11 protein-coding genes are annotated in these 16,549 nt (G+C 45.3%); 9 read left to right on the plus strand and 2 right to left on the minus strand.

Annotation, left to right across the window (positions count from 1 at the left end):
- Positions 1–172 precede the first annotated feature (172 nt).
- Positions 173–2,068, plus strand: coding sequence for an OmpA family protein (locus U0033_RS15030; RefSeq protein ID WP_072362721.1), 1,896 nt, complete (start codon positions 173–175; stop codon positions 2,066–2,068).
- A 107-nt stretch (positions 2,069–2,175) separates the two neighbouring features.
- Here the strand turns inward: U0033_RS15030 and U0033_RS15035 are convergent, their stop codons facing one another.
- A complete protein-coding gene (locus tag U0033_RS15035) occupies positions 2,176–2,964 on the minus strand; it encodes a 5'-nucleotidase, lipoprotein e(P4) family (protein WP_072362722.1) in 789 nt (262 codons plus the stop codon).
- Between the two features lie 46 nt (positions 2,965–3,010).
- Here U0033_RS15035 and dprA point away from each other — a divergent pair, with 46 nt between their 5' ends.
- The 8 genes from dprA to U0033_RS15075 all read left to right on the plus strand — a co-directional run bounded on the left by dprA (position 3,011) and on the right by U0033_RS15075 (position 15,032).
- Positions 3,011–4,114: a DNA-processing protein DprA gene (gene dprA, locus U0033_RS15040; RefSeq protein WP_072362723.1), complete on the plus strand. Its 1,104-nt coding sequence runs from the start codon at positions 3,011–3,013 to the stop codon at positions 4,112–4,114.
- Positions 4,115–4,577: 463 nt separating this feature from the next.
- Positions 4,578–6,050, plus strand: coding sequence for an IMP dehydrogenase (gene guaB / locus U0033_RS15045; RefSeq protein WP_072362725.1), 1,473 nt, complete (start codon positions 4,578–4,580; stop codon positions 6,048–6,050).
- A 503-nt stretch (positions 6,051–6,553) separates the two neighbouring features.
- Complete coding sequence (gene lnt, locus U0033_RS15050) at positions 6,554–8,161, plus strand: apolipoprotein N-acyltransferase (RefSeq protein ID WP_072362726.1); 1,608 nt, start codon at positions 6,554–6,556, stop codon at positions 8,159–8,161.
- 93 nt (positions 8,162–8,254) lie between these two features.
- A complete protein-coding gene (locus U0033_RS15055; RefSeq protein ID WP_072362727.1) occupies positions 8,255–9,046 on the plus strand; it encodes an alpha/beta fold hydrolase in 792 nt (263 codons plus the stop codon).
- Positions 9,047–9,048: 2 nt separating this feature from the next.
- Positions 9,049–11,712: a PKD domain-containing protein gene (locus U0033_RS15060; RefSeq protein WP_143150774.1), complete on the plus strand. Its 2,664-nt coding sequence runs from the start codon at positions 9,049–9,051 to the stop codon at positions 11,710–11,712.
- A 247-nt stretch (positions 11,713–11,959) separates the two neighbouring features.
- Positions 11,960–13,888 carry a PKD domain-containing protein gene (locus U0033_RS15065; RefSeq protein WP_083571604.1) on the plus strand — a complete coding sequence of 643 codons (1,929 nt, stop codon included), beginning with the start codon at positions 11,960–11,962 and terminating at the stop codon, positions 13,886–13,888.
- 15 nt (positions 13,889–13,903) lie between these two features.
- On the plus strand, positions 13,904–14,659 hold the full coding sequence (locus tag U0033_RS15070; protein WP_072362730.1) for an SDR family NAD(P)-dependent oxidoreductase: 756 nt from the start codon (positions 13,904–13,906) through the stop codon (positions 14,657–14,659).
- Positions 14,660–14,885: 226 nt separating this feature from the next.
- Positions 14,886–15,032: a hypothetical protein gene (locus U0033_RS15075; RefSeq protein ID WP_177318632.1), complete on the plus strand. Its 147-nt coding sequence runs from the start codon at positions 14,886–14,888 to the stop codon at positions 15,030–15,032.
- A 91-nt stretch (positions 15,033–15,123) separates the two neighbouring features.
- On the opposite strand, the gene ltrA is transcribed toward U0033_RS15075, so the two are convergent.
- Positions 15,124–16,401, minus strand: coding sequence for a group II intron reverse transcriptase/maturase (gene ltrA, locus U0033_RS15080; protein ID WP_322518441.1), 1,278 nt, complete (start codon positions 16,399–16,401; stop codon positions 15,124–15,126).
- Positions 16,402–16,549 lie beyond the last annotated feature (148 nt).

The following is a 16,549-nucleotide window of genomic DNA, read 5'->3' on the forward strand; positions in this document are numbered from 1 at the left end:
GCATGGCCCCCTCCACAAGGGCACAAATATATTAATCTGCTATAAGTACAATACAGGTTCAGATCATAACGTTTATTGTGAAAAAAATATGTAATCGCATTGATTATCTGATAGAAAGACATTCATCTGGCGATTTTTTCATATATTGGACCCACATTCCCAATCATAAGTTATGGCTAAATTCCCAATATTGCTGAGTTGTCTTGTGATTAGCCTGGGTGTGCATGCTCAGGTGGTAACCTATGATAACGCTAAGAAAAAAGCACAGAAGAGTTTTGACAATGCACAGTTGGCGGTTTCGGAGTATAAAACGGAAGATGCTATTATTTATTTACAGGAAGCAGTACGGGCTGAGCCCGGATTTACGGATGCTTATGGACAAATGACGATTTCCTATGTAGAGTTAAAGAAATACGATGAGGCGATCAGTGCTTTTGAAAATTTGAAACGGCTGGATAGCGCGTCTATCCGACCTGCCCTGCTGGCATACTCGAAAGCCCTGGGAGGTGTGGGCAGATTTACTGAAGCCCTGGCTAGCATCAATCTTTACATTGCGACTACAAAGGTTAAGAATCCAAAAGCAGAGGCCCTGCAAAAAACTTTCACCTACGCTGCCAAAGAAGCAGCCCACCCGGTACCCTTCAAACCCGTTAACCTGGGTGATAACGTAAATACCAAGGATGGTGAATATTTCCCTTCGCTGACGATCGACAATCAAATGCTTGTATTTACCCGCAGGGTGAATGGCAAGAATGAGGATTTCTATGTGTCAGAAAGAGATGATAGCATGCACTGGAAAAAGGCTTACAACCTGGGTGCGCCAGTGAACTCTCCACAATTCAATGAAGGTGCACAAAACATTTCCCAGGATGGAAATACGATCGTGTTTACAGGATGTAATTTCCCCAACGGACGTGGCAGCTGCGATATTTACTACGCTATCAGAACAGAAGAAGGACTCTGGGTAGAACCAATGAACCTGGGAAACCCGATCAATACCAGGGACTGGGAGTCTCAGCCTTGTCTTTCTCCTGATAAACAGACCTTGTATTTTGCCCGGGAAACTGCGGATGCCGGTTCTGATATTTTCATGAGTGAAATGCAGGCCAATGGCAGATGGGGTACTCCTGAAAGACTGGGTCCAAACATCAATACGCCTGGTGATGAAAGTACGCCGTTTATTCATGCGGATAACCAGACTTTGTACTTTGCCTCTAACGGACGACCGGGTTTTGGTGGCATGGACCTCTTCTATTCCCGCAGACAGCCGGATGGCAGCTGGGGCCCCGCTGTAAACCTGGGTTATCCTATCAATACAATGGATGAAGAAGCCAGTATGGTAGTGGCAGCTGATGGTAAAACTGCGTATTATGCTTCTGATCGTACAGATAGCCGGGGATCCCTGGATATCTATAGCTTTGAATTGTATCCTGCTGCCAGGCCGCTGAAAACTCTGTATGTAAGAGGATATGTGTTTGATGCAAAAAACCAGAAACGCCTGGTTGCTAATATAGAGTTGCAAGACCTGGAAACAGGACAAACAATGGCAGATATCAAGAGTGATCTCCTGGGCAATTACCTGGTTGCATTGCCCGTGGGCAGGGATTATGGACTGAATGTAAATAAGAAAGGTTACCTGTTCCATTCTGAGAATTTCTCACTGAAAGGGGCGGAAAAAGATACCGGTTATTTCAGGGAAGTGCCTTTGGTACCGCTGGATACAAGTGCAATCATGGTATTGAACAACGTGTTCTTTGCGAGCAGGGAGTATACGCTGAAAGCAGAGTCTTATGTAGAGTTGAACAGGTTGGTAGGATTAATGAAAGAGAACCCAACGATGATCGTGGAAATCAGCGGACACACGGATGATGTTGGTAATGATCAGATCAACCTGACACTCTCTGATAAGCGTGCGCAGGCTGTGGTGCAATACCTGGAGCAGAAAGGGATAGAGGCGGAACGACTGGTAGCGAAAGGATATGGTGAAAGTAAGCCGGTGGCGGATAATGAAACCCCGGAAGGAAGAGCACAGAACAGGCGAACAGAGTTTAAGATTATTAAGTTATAAAATTAAAAAGGCGGCTTCTGAGAGGCCGCCTTTTTAATTAGCACTCATTTCATAAATAGGTATTTGTATTGATCACCAATACTTAAATGGTAATTATGAAACGAGTGCTAGTAATTCTTTAGTTGCGTTTGCAATATTGAATCGATATTTTGTTTGTAATTATATTGGAACAATGCAGGTAACCAATCTCCGTACATGGGATTTGGTAATACAATAAACCTGCTGCCAAATTCAGCTGCAGCCTGCTTTGTAGCGGCTTCCCTTTTATCAGCAGGCTGCTTTTCAAAGATGGCAGAAAAGTCTCCCAGGTTATCCCCCATCAGCAAAATTATTTCATGTGTTTTGGCCACTTGCAGTCTTCTTTCTTCTTTGCTGGAAGTTGTTGTTTTAGGGATCAGGTGTTCATTATCTGCATCCGGAAAATTCCAGCGTTGCAAGTTTTGTAAGGTAACGCCTCGTTCTGCTTCGGAACGGTTGGTGATGTAATACACGTGTACACCTTTTTCTGCTGCATATTTCAGGAAGGATAATGCGCCGGGAACGGTGTCTGCAATGGCTTTGCTGGTCCACTCCTGCCAGGTTTTATCGCTGTAGTTTTCACCTTTTAATGCAACGTGTACATTGTATGGACTGTTGTCTAATACAGTTTCATCAATGTCTGTAACTATGGCCATTGGCTTAGAAGCGCCGCGTTGCAGATCTTCGTTCAGGCGAAGACGGGCGAAGTTATATGCCTGGAAACAGAGTGCTTTATATTCGGCAGACCGCTGTTGCCATAAGGCTGCAAATGCAGGACCATAGGGCGCTAAGGCGGCATGTTGTGCTGCAGGTTTTGGCGCCTTGCATGCGAAAAGGAGGGCGCAGGCGAGGAAAAGTGGGAAGCGGTTTGAAAACATACGCAAAAAGTTGTAACTTAAGGAAGTTGACCACAAAAGTAGGAAAATGCAGGAAGAAACACGTTATCAGATTGCACTTACAAAGATCCCACAAATAGGAAATAAGATAGCCCAACAGTTGATGACTTACTTTGGAAATGCGGGTAGCATATTTAAAGCGGGCAGCAGGGAATTAGAATGCCTGCCGATGATGGGGAAGGTGAGAGCGAATGCTATCAGGGAGTTTAAAGATTTTCGCTGGGTGGACAGGGAAATGACCTTCCTGGAGCATTATAAGATAGCCGCTATTAGTTATCTGTCACCACTTTATCCACAGCGATTACTGCATTGTTACGATAATCCTTTCCTCTTATATTATAAAGGGAATGCGAATCTGAACACGAAGCGCATTATTAATGTGATTGGCACGCGTGCCCCAACATCGCATGGCAGGGAGGTGTGTGCTAACCTGATAGCGGGATTGGAGGCCAGTAATATCATGGTAGTGAGTGGACTGGCATATGGCATAGATGTGCTTGCACATGCTACGGCATTAAAGCATGGGATGCCTACGGTAGGGATCCTGGCGCATGGGCTGGATAGAATTTACCCGGATGTGCATGCGGGTACAGCACGGCAAATGGTGGAGCAGGGTGGATTGCTGACGGAGTATGCCAGGGAAACGATGCCTGATAAGCCGAATTTTCCTAAGCGGAACAGGATAGTGGCAGGGATGTCGGATGCAACGGTGTTAATAGAGAGTGGGATCAAAGGTGGGTCGATGATTACGGCGGATATTGCTAATAGTTATAACAGGGATGTATTTGCAATACCGGGGCGCGTAGGTGATGAAAAGTCAGCGGGCTGTCATCATTTGATAAAGAATCATCAGGCGATGTTGATAACGGATGCGGAGGATATATTAAAGGCGATGAATTGGGATGATGTGGTGAAGCGGCCGGTAGTGGCAAGGCAGCAGGAATTGCGGGTGGAGCTGAGTGAGGAGGCGCGGCAGATATTAGGGCTTTTTAATAAGAGTGAAGATTATCATATAGATTATATCTATGGGAGGTGTCCTTTGCCGGAGAGCAGGGTGGCGTCTGTGATTTATCAGCTGGAGATGGATAATTTGTTGAGGAGTATGCCGGGGAAGCGGTATCAGCTGGTTTGAGGAGGGGAAGTGTGTTGGACGGGGGTTGCGAATGGTTTGGGGAGATTGAGAAAGATGGAGAAGTTGGAAACTTTGCTGGGAGGGGATTTCGACGGGTTGGAGGAGGTTGAGTAAGATGGAGAGGCTGAGAAGTGTGCTGGGCGGGGCTTGCGAATGGTTTGGGGGATTGAGAAAGATGAAGAAGTTGGAAACTTTGCTGGGTGAGGATTTCGACGGGTTGGGGAAGGCTGAGAAAGATGAAGTTGTTAGAAAAAAAGCCAGGAAAGTGCTTACCAGGTCTGTAGTAATTGAATAACCAAAGATGAATAAATTATTAAGAAGTACGCCAAAACAGCGCTATCAGCTGGTTTGAGGCAATTTAAAAACAGGAACCGGAATGACGGACATCACAACAATTTTTGTATTTGCTTAAATAACTGTACATTTGCGTGCAATTATTTAATAACTGACAAATAGTTGCAACATGCCTGCCGGAAAATCAAAACCGAAATTTGTAGAGGACGGACTTACCTTTGATGATGTACTTCTGGTTCCAGCCTACTCTGAAGTCTTGCCCAGAGACGTTAATATCAGCACGCAACTTACCAAAAACTTACGCCTGAACATTCCAATGGTCTCCGCTGCCATGGATACCGTAACTGAAGCTAATCTGGCCATCTCTTTGGCGCGCCAGGGTGGTATCGGTATTCTGCACAAGAATATGTCCATTGAAAAACAGGCCGAGCTAGTACGTAAGGTAAAGCGTAGTGAAAACGGGCTGATCCTCGATCCGGTAACCCTGCATGCAAATGCATCTATCGGAGAAGCTCTCCGCCTGATGAAAGAAAACAGCATCGGTGGAATTCCTATCATAGATGAGCAAAACAAACTCGTTGGTATCCTTACCAATCGTGACCTGCGCTTCGAAAGGAACATGAAACGCGTTGTAAGCGAAGTAATGACTTCTCAGAACCTTGTAACTGCTCCGGAAGGTACTGATCTGAAGAAAGCAGAGAGAATCCTTCAACAGAATAAAATTGAGAAATTACCAGTGGTTGGTAAGAATGGTAAACTCGTAGGTCTGATCACTTACCGTGATATCCTGCAGCTGACCAGCTATCCAAATGCTGTGAAAGATGAATATGGTCGTCTGATTGTAGGTGCAGCATTAGGTATTACTCCTGATGTACTGGACAGGGCACAGGCGCTCATCAATGTGGGTGTGGATGTAGTTTGTCTCGATAGCTCTCATGGTCACTCAGTAGGTGTACTGAATGGTTTGAAGAAACTGAAAAAGCAGTTCCCTAAACTACAGGTGATTGCAGGTAACGTAGCTACCGGCGATGGCGCACTGGCACTGGCAGAAGCAGGTGCTGATGCGGTGAAAGTGGGTGTTGGTCCTGGTTCTATCTGTACTACCCGTGTAGTAACAGGTGCTGGTTTCCCCCAGCTCTCCGCTGTTATGAATGCTGCTGCTGCCCTGAAAAAACTGGGGATCCCGGTGATTGCAGATGGTGGTATCCGTTATACCGGTGATATGGTAAAAGCTATCGCTGCAGGTGCATCCTGCGTAATGGCTGGTTCTATCTTCGCAGGTACCGAAGAAAGCCCTGGAGAAACTATCATCTACGAAGGACGTAAGTTCAAGTCTTATCGTGGTATGGGTTCCCTGGAAGCAATGGTTGAAGGTTCAAAAGATCGTTATTTCCAGGAAGAAGATGATATTAAGAAACTGGTGCCGGAAGGTATCGTAGGTCGCGTACCTTACAAAGGCATGCTGGCAGAAGTGATTCAGCAGTTTGTAGGCGGTCTGCGTGCTGGTATGGGTCTGACTGGTTCTAAAGATATCAAAGCGCTGCAGGCAGCACAGTTCATTAGGATCTCTCCTGCTACAGTGAAGGAAAATCACCCGCATGATGTGGTGATCACCAAGGAAGCACCGAACTATAGCAGATAATTTAATTTTAAATAATGCCGGAGGGCATCTCATCTTATTGGTGAGATGCCCTTTTTTATTGCGGGTAATGACCAGCGACAAGCTTTCCTAAAAATGATTTTCATTCCCCATTGGTGAATTCCGTCTTTCCTGCATGTTCTATTGCAGACAAACACCCGCTTCAAAATGAAACAACGCCACCCAAAACACTATAAAGACTCAGTGCGTCTTTTATTCATGTATTACATTACTCTATCATTTTAAGTACACCAGTATATCACTTCATTATCCAATCGATATAGAGGTGATATACTGGTGTACTCTTAGTAAACTTATAATGTAATATTGGCTCTATGTTCGGCCTATGCTCAGGCAGGCAATTCCCCGGATGTAAGATATGGCCTGCAGCCTGCTTTAAAATGAAGCTGAGCCACTTCATTTTATGAAAACATTGAAAATTCACCTCAGTGACTTCACTCCAATTTTATCCTGATCCTCCTATTAATCCTTATTTTTGACCCGCTATGGCAAAACGTTATTTACCCGCTATCTTAAGTCTGACAGGCAGCCTGCTCCTCTGGGCAGCATGGCCAACTTCCCCCCTTACCTTTTTGATCTTTATCGCATTTATTCCCCTGTTCCGGCTGGCGGATATTGTGGAAAACAGGGCCCGTTTTTTTGGAAGCGCTTTCCTCCTCCTCTTCTGCTGGAATGTAGCCACTACCTGGTGGGTAGGCAATACCACTGTACCCGCAAGTGGGGTAGCAGCGAACCTGCTCAATACCCTGTTCATGCTGGTGCCTGTAATGGGATACCGCAGAACCCGTAAATGGGTGAGCCCTACCCTTGCCTATTTTACGTTCATCGTTTACTGGATGACATTTGAATATATCCACCTCCATTGGGAACTGAGCTGGCCATGGCTTACGCTCGGCAATGCTTTTGCCATGCACCCGAACTGGGTACAGTGGTATGAATATACTGGTGTGAGCGGGGGAACTTTGTGGATTCTGGCTACGAACCTGGCCATTTACCATGTGTGGTTCCAGTATAAATTTTATAGAAAACCGATCATCCCGCAAATTTGGAAACCAGTTCTTATCCTGGCAATTCCTTTGGGGATCAGTGCTGTGATAAATACCAACCTCAGTTTTCCAGCTAAAGGAGCTCAAACCCAGGTCGTGATCGTTCAACCTAATATTGATCCTTACGATAAATTTGCTGATGAAAATGAAGCATTGGAAGTAAACAAAATGCTGCAGCTCACGACGTCACAAATCGATACCGAGACCGCTTTCGTCGTATGGCCCGAGACCGCCCTTTTTGTGCATGGTGCATGGGAAAATAAACTCACTTACGAAGATTATACACAAAAGATCAGGTTGTTATTACAGCAATATCCACAGGCTACCCTGGTGAGTGGAGCTGTTACCCTGAAACGGTACAACCAAAATGAGGAGATTCCCAGCTCTGCACGCCGTAACGCTGACGGCGATATGATTTATGACGTATTCAATGCGGGTGTTCAAATTGATACTTCGAATGTGGTGGAAGTCTATCATAAATCTAAACTGGTACCGGGTGTCGAACTCATTCCCTATGTGCATTACCTGAGTTTTATGAACAGTCTCGCACTGGATTTTGGTGGTATCAGTGGTAGTTATGGCCGTAGCCCGGGTGTGGAGCTAATGGAAAACAAGGCCACACAGGTTAAAATATTTCCTACTATTTGCTATGAATCTGTATATGGCGAGTTTGTAGCTGAGCATGTAAGAAAAGGTGCAAACATTCTTTTCATTATGACGAATGATGGCTGGTGGGGAAACACTGAAGGTCATCGTCAGCATTTACAGTATGCCCGTCTCCGTGCCATTGAAACCCGCCGCTGGGTGGCCCGTAGTGCGAACACCGGTATCTCTGCCATCATCAATAAAAAAGGAGAAATCGTAGCATCACTTCCTTATTGGCAGGAAGGGGTTTTAAAAGCAAATGTAACAGCGAGCACTTATCTGACGTTCTATGTTAAGTATGGTGATTTACTGTCGAAAGCAGCGGTTCTATTTTGTATATTGCTGATCCTTTATAGTTACTTTCTGCGGCTAACGCGTAAACGGATAACCAATACTTTATAAACATCAACAAAATATCTCTTACGTTAGCGCCTGCCTATCAACAGGTGTAGCACAGGCCTGCATTATAAAATGTATTAATAAACTATTTTTCTGATGTTGAATAAACTTTCCACCCAATCTAACCATCTAAAAGAAGGGAAGAAACCTGTTTTAGTATTACTGCATGGCTTTGCTGAGAATTCCGGGATCTGGAACCTCCAGGAAGCATTTTTAAGTGAATATTTTGAAGTAATCGCGCTGGATTTACCCGGAGCCGGCAATAATCCGCTCACAACTGCGTTGACTATTGATAGCATGGCTGATAATGTTTATACCACCTTACAGTCTGCCGGTATAGAAAAAGCAGTGATCGTAGGCCATTCTATGGGTGGATATGTCGCCCTTGCCATTGCAGAAAAATACCCATCGATTTTACAGGGAATGGGCCTGTTTCATTCTACAGCCCTTCCTGATTCTGAAGAAAAGAAGGAAGCGCGCCGCAAATCCATCAAACTGATGGAACAATATGGTAATGAATCATTTATCAGGCAGGCATTTCCGAATATGTTCAGCCCGGGCTTTAAGGCCAAACATCCGGAAAGTGTAGAAGCATATGTGAACATGGGCATCACCTGCCCCCTTGCTTCCCTGGAAGCATATTACGAAGCAATGATAGTAAGACCTGATCGCAGCGGTGTGTTATCATCTATACAAGTACCAGTACTGTTTGTAATTGGAAAAGATGATACTGCAGTTCCTCTTCAAAGCATCTTGCCACAGGTATCCCTTCCACGGACCAGTAGCATTTATATTTTTGAAGAAACGGGTCACATGGGTATGTTGGAAGTTCCGGCAGCCAGCAATCAGCTCTTGCTACAGTTTACTCTTTTTTGCCAAGATCAATAATTGTGAAAAGAAGCACCCTTCTATTGCTATTGATACTCTTCTATGGATTAAGTTCCAAAGCTTCCCATATCATCGGGGGAGAGATGTCATATAAGTATATATCAGGCACAACTACCACTGTCACTTACCAGGTGACCCTCAAACTTTATAGGGTGTGCGAGACGGCTGATAACCTGGCTGAATTGCCCAACGCCGTTTACTTTGCTGTTTTTAACAAGGCTAATAACCTTGCAGTAAACGGCTCTCCTTACCTGATCTCTCAAACCAGCAAGGCCACTCAAAGCTCCGGCCAGGCAGATCCCTGTATCGTAAATCCACCAAAGATCTGTTTCCAGATCGGTACCTATACAGGAAATATTACCGTTCCCATTAACGCTGCCGGGTATACGGTATCATTCCAGACCTGTTGCCGTGACTTTACGATGGAAAATATTAAAGACACCCACAGGGCGAATGATGAAGAACACTTTCCGGGGAATGGTGCGACCTACTTTACAGAATTGCCGGGTACCAATGACATTCTAACTAATTCCAGTCCTACTTTCAATAAAGACGAAGCAATCCTTGTTTGTGCCAATAAGAAATTTTCTTACGATTTCTCTGCTACCGATCCTGATGGTGATAGCCTTGTATATGTTTTCTGCGCTGCTTATGGAGGTGGTCAGGTCACCAATGGCAGGGATAAATATGCTACACCACCTGCCGCTGTAGCGCCTCCTTACCCGGACCTCACTTACGTCAACCCCTATTCTGGTGCTGCCCCACTGGGTGCTGGTGCTTACATCGTATCCAATAGTGGGTTGATCACGGGCACTGCACCTGATCCCGGGAAATACGTGGTAACCGTGTGCGCATATGAATACCGGAATGGGAAATTACTCGGCATTCACAGGAAGGACTTTCATATGATCGTGACTACCTGTGTACGCTTAGTGGAAGCCTCCATGCCCGATAAATATGATGATTGCACCGGCTTCGCCATTACTTTCCTGAACAACAGTACAGAAGGTAAAACCTACGATTGGGATTTTGGAGATGGTACAACTTATACCACCCAAAGCACCGCCCCTTTCCAGCATACCTACGCTGCCGAAGGTGTATACAACGTAACCCTGTGGGTGGATAAAACCAGTAATTGTGGTGACAAGGCAACGGCCGTTGTACGGGTGTATCCCAAACTTACGCCGGATATGCGGATTGCAGGGTTGTGCAGTAATACCACTACTACATTTACCAGTACTTCTACCACGACCAGTGCGACCGATGCCATTGCCACTTACCGATGGGATTTTGGCGATACCGGTTCCTCTGCAGATACTTCACGATCCCCGGTTGCCAATTATAAATACCCGGGTGCCGGTACCTATACTGTTATCCTGGATATTACGACAACTAACGGTTGTGCGAGATCGGATACCAGTATAATCACCGTGTACGAAAAACCACCTGTCAGCACTACGCCGGACACCCTGCTGTGTATCCGGAACTCACTCGGCCTTACCGCAACCAGCGAATCAGGCGGGCAGGTGATCAATGGTACTTATGCCTGGACGCCGGATTATAATATTACCAATGCCAATACGGCTACTCCAACTGTATTCCCAAAAGTGGATACAGGCTATACGGTAACGTTTACTGATGCAACAGGGTGCCAGAATAAGGCGACCGTTAAGATTGATGTGCGTGATACATTGTATGTAAGAACTATTGCCGATAGTACTGTTTGTACAGGTGATACTTTACATATCCGGGCTTTCGCCGATGGGAATTATCCCCTTACCTGGTATGAGATCCCTTCCAATACCCATGCGGGTGATGGTGCGATCCTTGAAATAGTGCCGCCAGCGCCGAGTGCCAGTTACCAGGTGATTGCTACCCTGGGTGATTGCAGCGGGCATGATGATATGAGTTTGAAAATCGTAGACCCACCTATTGCGCAGGCAAGTAAAGATACCACTATCTGTTATGGCGACCAGGTGACACTGACTGCCACAGGAGGTGCGTATTATCAATGGACGCCGACCTTTTCTTTGTCAACTCCGAACCAGGCAACTACGATTGCCAAACCAAGGGATACCACGCAGTTTATTGTTACAGTTACCGATACCAAGGGATGTCCTAAAGCAGTAAGAGATACGGTTCTGATAAATGTGGTTCCTCCCGTGCCTGCCTTTGCCGGCAATGATACGATTGCTATTCTGAACGAGCCCTTTACCCTGCATGCCAGTGGAGGTACCCGGTATGTATGGACTCCGGCAGATGGATTGGATAACCCGGGTATTGATTCACCGACAACCACTATCAATCACGATATTACGTATACCCTTACTGCATATACGGCTGAAGGCTGCTCCGGTACGGATGATATTAAACTCCGTTTCATTGCAGGTCCGGATATTTATGTGCCGACAGGCTTCTCTCCTAATGGTGATGGACAGAACGATATTTTCAGACCATTGCCGGTGGGAATTACTGAACTTGAATTCTTCCGGGTGTTTGACCGATGGGGAAAACTAATGTACAGTACGACTGAATACCTGCAGGGATGGGATGGGAATTATGATGGGAAACCCGCTGCTATCGGCACTTATGTATGGGTGGTACAGGGGAAGAATGTGAATGGTGATACGGTGATACGAAAAGGTACTGTTACCCTGATCAGGTAATAGGAAAGTGGATGAGATTATCTTTAAAAAAGCGAATCATATTTATCCCTGTGTTCGTGAAAGCGCATGCCTGCTTAATGAGAACCGCTTAAATAAAGCAAATCATATTATAATCCAGCGTCCGCGAAATTGGATTCCGATTGTAATTCAAACCCCTTCATATGGCGATTTAATTCATTCGCCCATCTCCTTTTTTTTATTTAAATTCCTATAGTTAAGTCGTAGAGCCCATGCACAACCCCAACTAATGCATAGATCTATTATTCTGGCTATTTGCTGTAGTTTGATCCACGTATCTGCAGTTGCATACCATATTATTGGTGGCGAGATCTATTATGCTTTTCTTGCCATGAATCCGGATGGTAACTATAAATACGAAATCATCCTGAAACTATACAGGAATGCTGATTTCAGCTGCGGAGATATTCAGGGTTGCCTGGATCATTTTGAAAATCCGGTGCCTGTGAATATTTACTCCTCTGGTGGCTCCCGGGTGTCGGATGCACGATTGCTCTTCATCAAAGATCGCCAACCGCTGCGTGATACTTTGCGGAATCCCTGCCTGGCCCCCCGCTCCCAAAACCTGGAAGTGGCTATTTACAGGGATACCATCTCACTTAAACCCATATTGGGTGGTTATTATGTAGTCTATCAGCGATGCTGCCGCGGAGAGAAACTAGCTAACATCAATGATTCAGAACATGAGGGTTCTACCTTCTACTGCATGATCCCCGGTACTGAAAGCCGGCCTTCCAACAGGAGTGCTTTTTTTGCCAAAGATGCGGCAATTGTGATCTGCGCCAATCTTCCACTCCATTATGATTACTCTGCCACAGACCCCGATGGTGACAGCCTCGTTTATTCACTGTGCAACGCACTGACCGGGGGAGCTAACCGCAATGAAGCTGCCAGCTCCAACCCTCCCCCCTATAATAATACCGTGAGCTACAGAGCACCTTATTCCGGATCAAATCCCATGGGAGGCACCCCACAGGTTTCAATTGACAACAAAGGTTTCCTAACAGGCGTTCCTCCCAGGGAAGGTCAATATGTAGTCTCGGTTTGTGTAACGGAATTTGAACGGCAAACTGGTAAAATGATCGGCACGCATCATAAAGATATCCTCCTCACTGTGTTTAACTGTAATACCAAAATCACCGCCGGCTTCCCTCCCACTTTACAAAATTGTGTACCAGAACCAGACCTCAGTGTGCTCATACCAAACACCAGTAATGCAGGATTTACTTCCACCTATTACTGGAACTTTGGTGATGGTACCGATACCATAGTAACTGACAAAACTATTTTCAGACATCTTTATCCTGATACCGGGCGATACGTGGTGAAATTGGTGGTAAACAGGGGTCTGACCTGCACTGACAGCACTACGGGTATTGTGAGTAATTACCCGGGATTAAAAGGTGATTTTGATGTGACCGGGTATTGTAAAGGAGACCGCATTCAGTTTGATGACAAGTCATCGTACACCTATGGTCATATTACCGACCGGAGATGGGATCTGGGATCGGAAGGTGATAGCACGATTAGCAGGGCCTTCGGTGAGCACGTTAACCATACATATCAGCATGGTGGTGTCTATACGGTTTCGTTGATCCTGTATACAGATAAATCCTGCGTAGCTACGGTCACGAAGGATATTACGGTGTACGAGGTGTTCCCTTTTGCAGGGAATGACACCATCCTGGCAAAAGGGCAGGCACTGACCCTGCATGCTTCGGGCGGCGAATTATTTACCTGGACACCACCTGATGGGTTGAGCAACGCGCACATTGCTGATCCTGAACTCAGGTGGAATGAAGATATTACTTATGTGCTGCGGGTATCCAATTCACAGGGATGTGTGGGTTATGATACTATCAGCATCAAATATTATACGGGTCCTGAAATCTATATACCGAATGCATTTACGCCTAATAGCGATGGGCGCAACGACCTGTTTCGTTTTATTCCTGTAGGAATTACTGAATATAAATACTTCCGCATTTTCAACCGCTGGGGCCAGGAGGTTTACTCCTCTACTGATTTCCACCAGGGCTGGGATGGCACTTACAAAGGTCAGCCGGCGCCTGTAGATACCTATATCTGGATCCTGGAAGGAAAAGATTTCACCGGAAAAACTATTTTAAAGAAAGGCACTGTAACTTTGGTGAAGTAAATAATCATTTTTGACATGGGGATAGTACTTATTACCGGTGCCACTGCCGGATTTGGAGAAGCATGTGCGAGAAAGTTTGCAGCTAAGGGTTATGACCTGATCATTACCGGAAGAAGACAGGAAAGGTTGACTGCCCTGCAGCAGGACCTGGAAAAGACAAATGGCGTGAAGGTATTGCCGTTGACTTTTGATGTACAGGATGAGAAAGCAGTGAGCAGTGCATTGGAACAAATTCCCGATTCATGGAAAGCTGTGGATGTGCTGATCAATAATGCGGGATTAGCTTTAGGTTTATCTACGATTGATGAAGGCAGTTTGTCTGACTGGGATACAATGATTGATACGAATGTGAAGGGTTTACTGTATGTATCCCGGGTTGTGATCCCCTGGCTGAAAGCGCGGAAGAAAGGGCATATTATCAACCTGGGTTCTACTGCTGCTAAAACCGTGTATGCAAAGGGGAATGTGTATTGTGCTACCAAAGCTGCGGTAGATGCGATTTCACAGGGTATGCGCATTGATCTGCTGCCATATTTTATAAAGGTAACGGCTATACATCCGGGTGCTGCGGAAACTGAGTTTTCTGTTGTCCGGTTTAAGGGTGATGCAGGTAAAGCAGATGATGTATACAAAGGGTTTAAACCATTGAGTGCGGATGATGTGGCAGATACTATTTACTACTGTGCTACGCTGCCGGCGCATGTGTGTATCAATGATTTAGTGATTACCTGTACACAGCAGGCAAATGCTATCTACACTTATAAAGAGTAAAAAGTTATAATATAACACATAGATGTTATTCCATTAGTAGAATTTTCTATATATATTTGAGACAGCTTACTTTTTGTCTATAATGAATGTGGTATAACGATGGCAGACAAGGGGTTAACGATGGTATGACGAACTACCATTAAAGGGGAATGTGATACCTAACTATCTATGAGCTTTAAGAGTTTACTAACAATGCTAACTATCTATCCTAAAAAACCATATCCCTATGCTTACTTTTGCAACACTGTATTTGTTGCGTCTCTACTATCCGAGATGGAAAGCAGAATGGCGCTTCTACTCCGACAGATCTAAAAGAAATAACTACGGTCGCTGGGCTACCCGCCAGGATTGGCAGGGAGCTTTTAGCTACTGAGAAAAAAGAAATCGAGTAGGAAGAAAGCCGGTCATGCCGGCTTTCTGTCCTCTCACACCACCGTACGTACCGACCGGTATACGGCGGTTTGTCAGAATAACTTAGTTTGGTGAGTTGTTTTCCAGTAATAGTGATTGGCGAACCCTACATACCCTTGTTTAGTAAAGTAGTCGTTGTTCAAGGCTCGGTGCAGTATTGCACTGTTTGCAATGCGGCAGTAGCCTTTACGACTGTTGCTCCACTCATAAGCTTTACCCACATTAATTCCCAACATTTTCAGGTTTTTCCACCGTGTTGATGGCCTTTTCCATTGTTTCCATATTCCCATTCTTAGACGTGTTCTTACCAACCTGTCCAGTTCTTCCATTCTGCTTTTGGCCGTGGCTATCCGAAAGTAATTCACCCAACCTACTATTATGGCCTCCATCTTCTTTATCTTGTCTTTCACTTTGCCGGGGGCTTTACGCTGCGTTTGATCCTTCATCTTCTCTTTAATCTTTCTCAGCGATTTAGATGCAATGCGCACTGCCCACCCTTTCTCTCTTCGATAAAAAGAGAAACCCAGAAGCGTACTCTCTATCGGACGGCTCACTTTACTTTTTGTACGGTTTACTTTTAGCTTTAGCTTCTTTTCTATGAACTCGGTGATTGTTGACAGCACGCGCGTCGCTGACTTTTCACTTTTCACGTAGATGCTACAGTCATCGCAATACCGTACAAACCGGTGGCTTCTTGCCTCTAACTCTTTGTCCAGTTCGTTTAAAACAATGTTGCTCAGCAGGGGGGAGAGAGGGCTGCCTTGAGGAGTGCCTTCCTTACGTTCTATCACAACCCCATTTTCCATCATCCCGCAATTCAGGTATGAGCGCAGTAGTTTCAGCGTCCTCTTGTCAGCTATCTTTTGGGCCAGAAGCGACATTAGCCGGTCATGGTTCACCCGATCGAAAAACTTGTCTAAGTCCAACTCCACTACCCATTCATAGCCGTCGTTCAGGTTTGTTTGTGCCTGATACAATGCCTGATGAGCGTTCCGGTTTTCTCTAAACCCATAGCTATAATTGGAAAACTCTCCTTCATACTGTGGGCTTAGCCATTGGGATATTGACTGGGTAATTAGCCTGTCGATTACAGTAGGTATTCCCAACATTCTTTTACCGCCGCCATTTTCCTTGTCTATTTCTACTTTCTTAACTGCCTGGGGGCCGTACCTGCCTTCTAAAATACTGGTCCGCAACGTCTGCCAGTTCGTATTCAGGTAGTCACGAAGTTCATCGGTCTGCATACCATCTATACCCCCCGCTCCTTTATTGGCAGTTACCTGCTTAAAGGCTTTTTGTACATTGCGGATATCTAATATTTCTTCCAGCATACTATTACTTTGAAAAAAAAAAAATCATCCCGGCGTCACTCCCATTGATTGCATGATGAGGCTCAACTCCTCCTGTGTTTTACTTTCAGCTTCCGGCTTATCCTCGCACAGGTAGTTTTCCAGTGTTCTTCCGTTGTGATCGCCTCGC

The organism is Chitinophaga sancti (assembly GCF_034424315.1).
Lineage (GTDB): Bacteria > Bacteroidota > Bacteroidia > Chitinophagales > Chitinophagaceae > Chitinophaga > Chitinophaga sancti.

Bases quoted from the DNA above. Each gene is read 5' to 3' on its own strand.
- ltrA (WP_322518441.1), bottom strand. From the start codon at position 16,401: ATGCTGGAAGAAATATTAGATATCCGCAATGTACAAAAAGCCTTTAAG.
- U0033_RS15035 (WP_072362722.1), bottom strand. From the start codon at position 2,964: ATGTTTTCAAACCGCTTCCCACTTTTCCTCGCCTGCGCCCTCCTTTTC.
- U0033_RS15070 (WP_072362730.1), top strand. From the start codon at position 13,904: ATGGGGATAGTACTTATTACCGGTGCCACTGCCGGATTTGGAGAAGCA.
- lnt (WP_072362726.1), top strand. From the start codon at position 6,554: ATGGCAAAACGTTATTTACCCGCTATCTTAAGTCTGACAGGCAGCCTG.
- U0033_RS15055 (WP_072362727.1), top strand. From the start codon at position 8,255: ATGTTGAATAAACTTTCCACCCAATCTAACCATCTAAAAGAAGGGAAG.
- guaB (WP_072362725.1), top strand. From the start codon at position 4,578: ATGCCTGCCGGAAAATCAAAACCGAAATTTGTAGAGGACGGACTTACC.
- U0033_RS15065 (WP_083571604.1), top strand. From the start codon at position 11,960: ATGCATAGATCTATTATTCTGGCTATTTGCTGTAGTTTGATCCACGTA.
- dprA (WP_072362723.1), top strand. From the start codon at position 3,011: ATGCAGGAAGAAACACGTTATCAGATTGCACTTACAAAGATCCCACAA.
- U0033_RS15030 (WP_072362721.1), top strand. From the start codon at position 173: ATGGCTAAATTCCCAATATTGCTGAGTTGTCTTGTGATTAGCCTGGGT.
- U0033_RS15075 (WP_177318632.1), top strand. From the start codon at position 14,886: ATGCTTACTTTTGCAACACTGTATTTGTTGCGTCTCTACTATCCGAGA.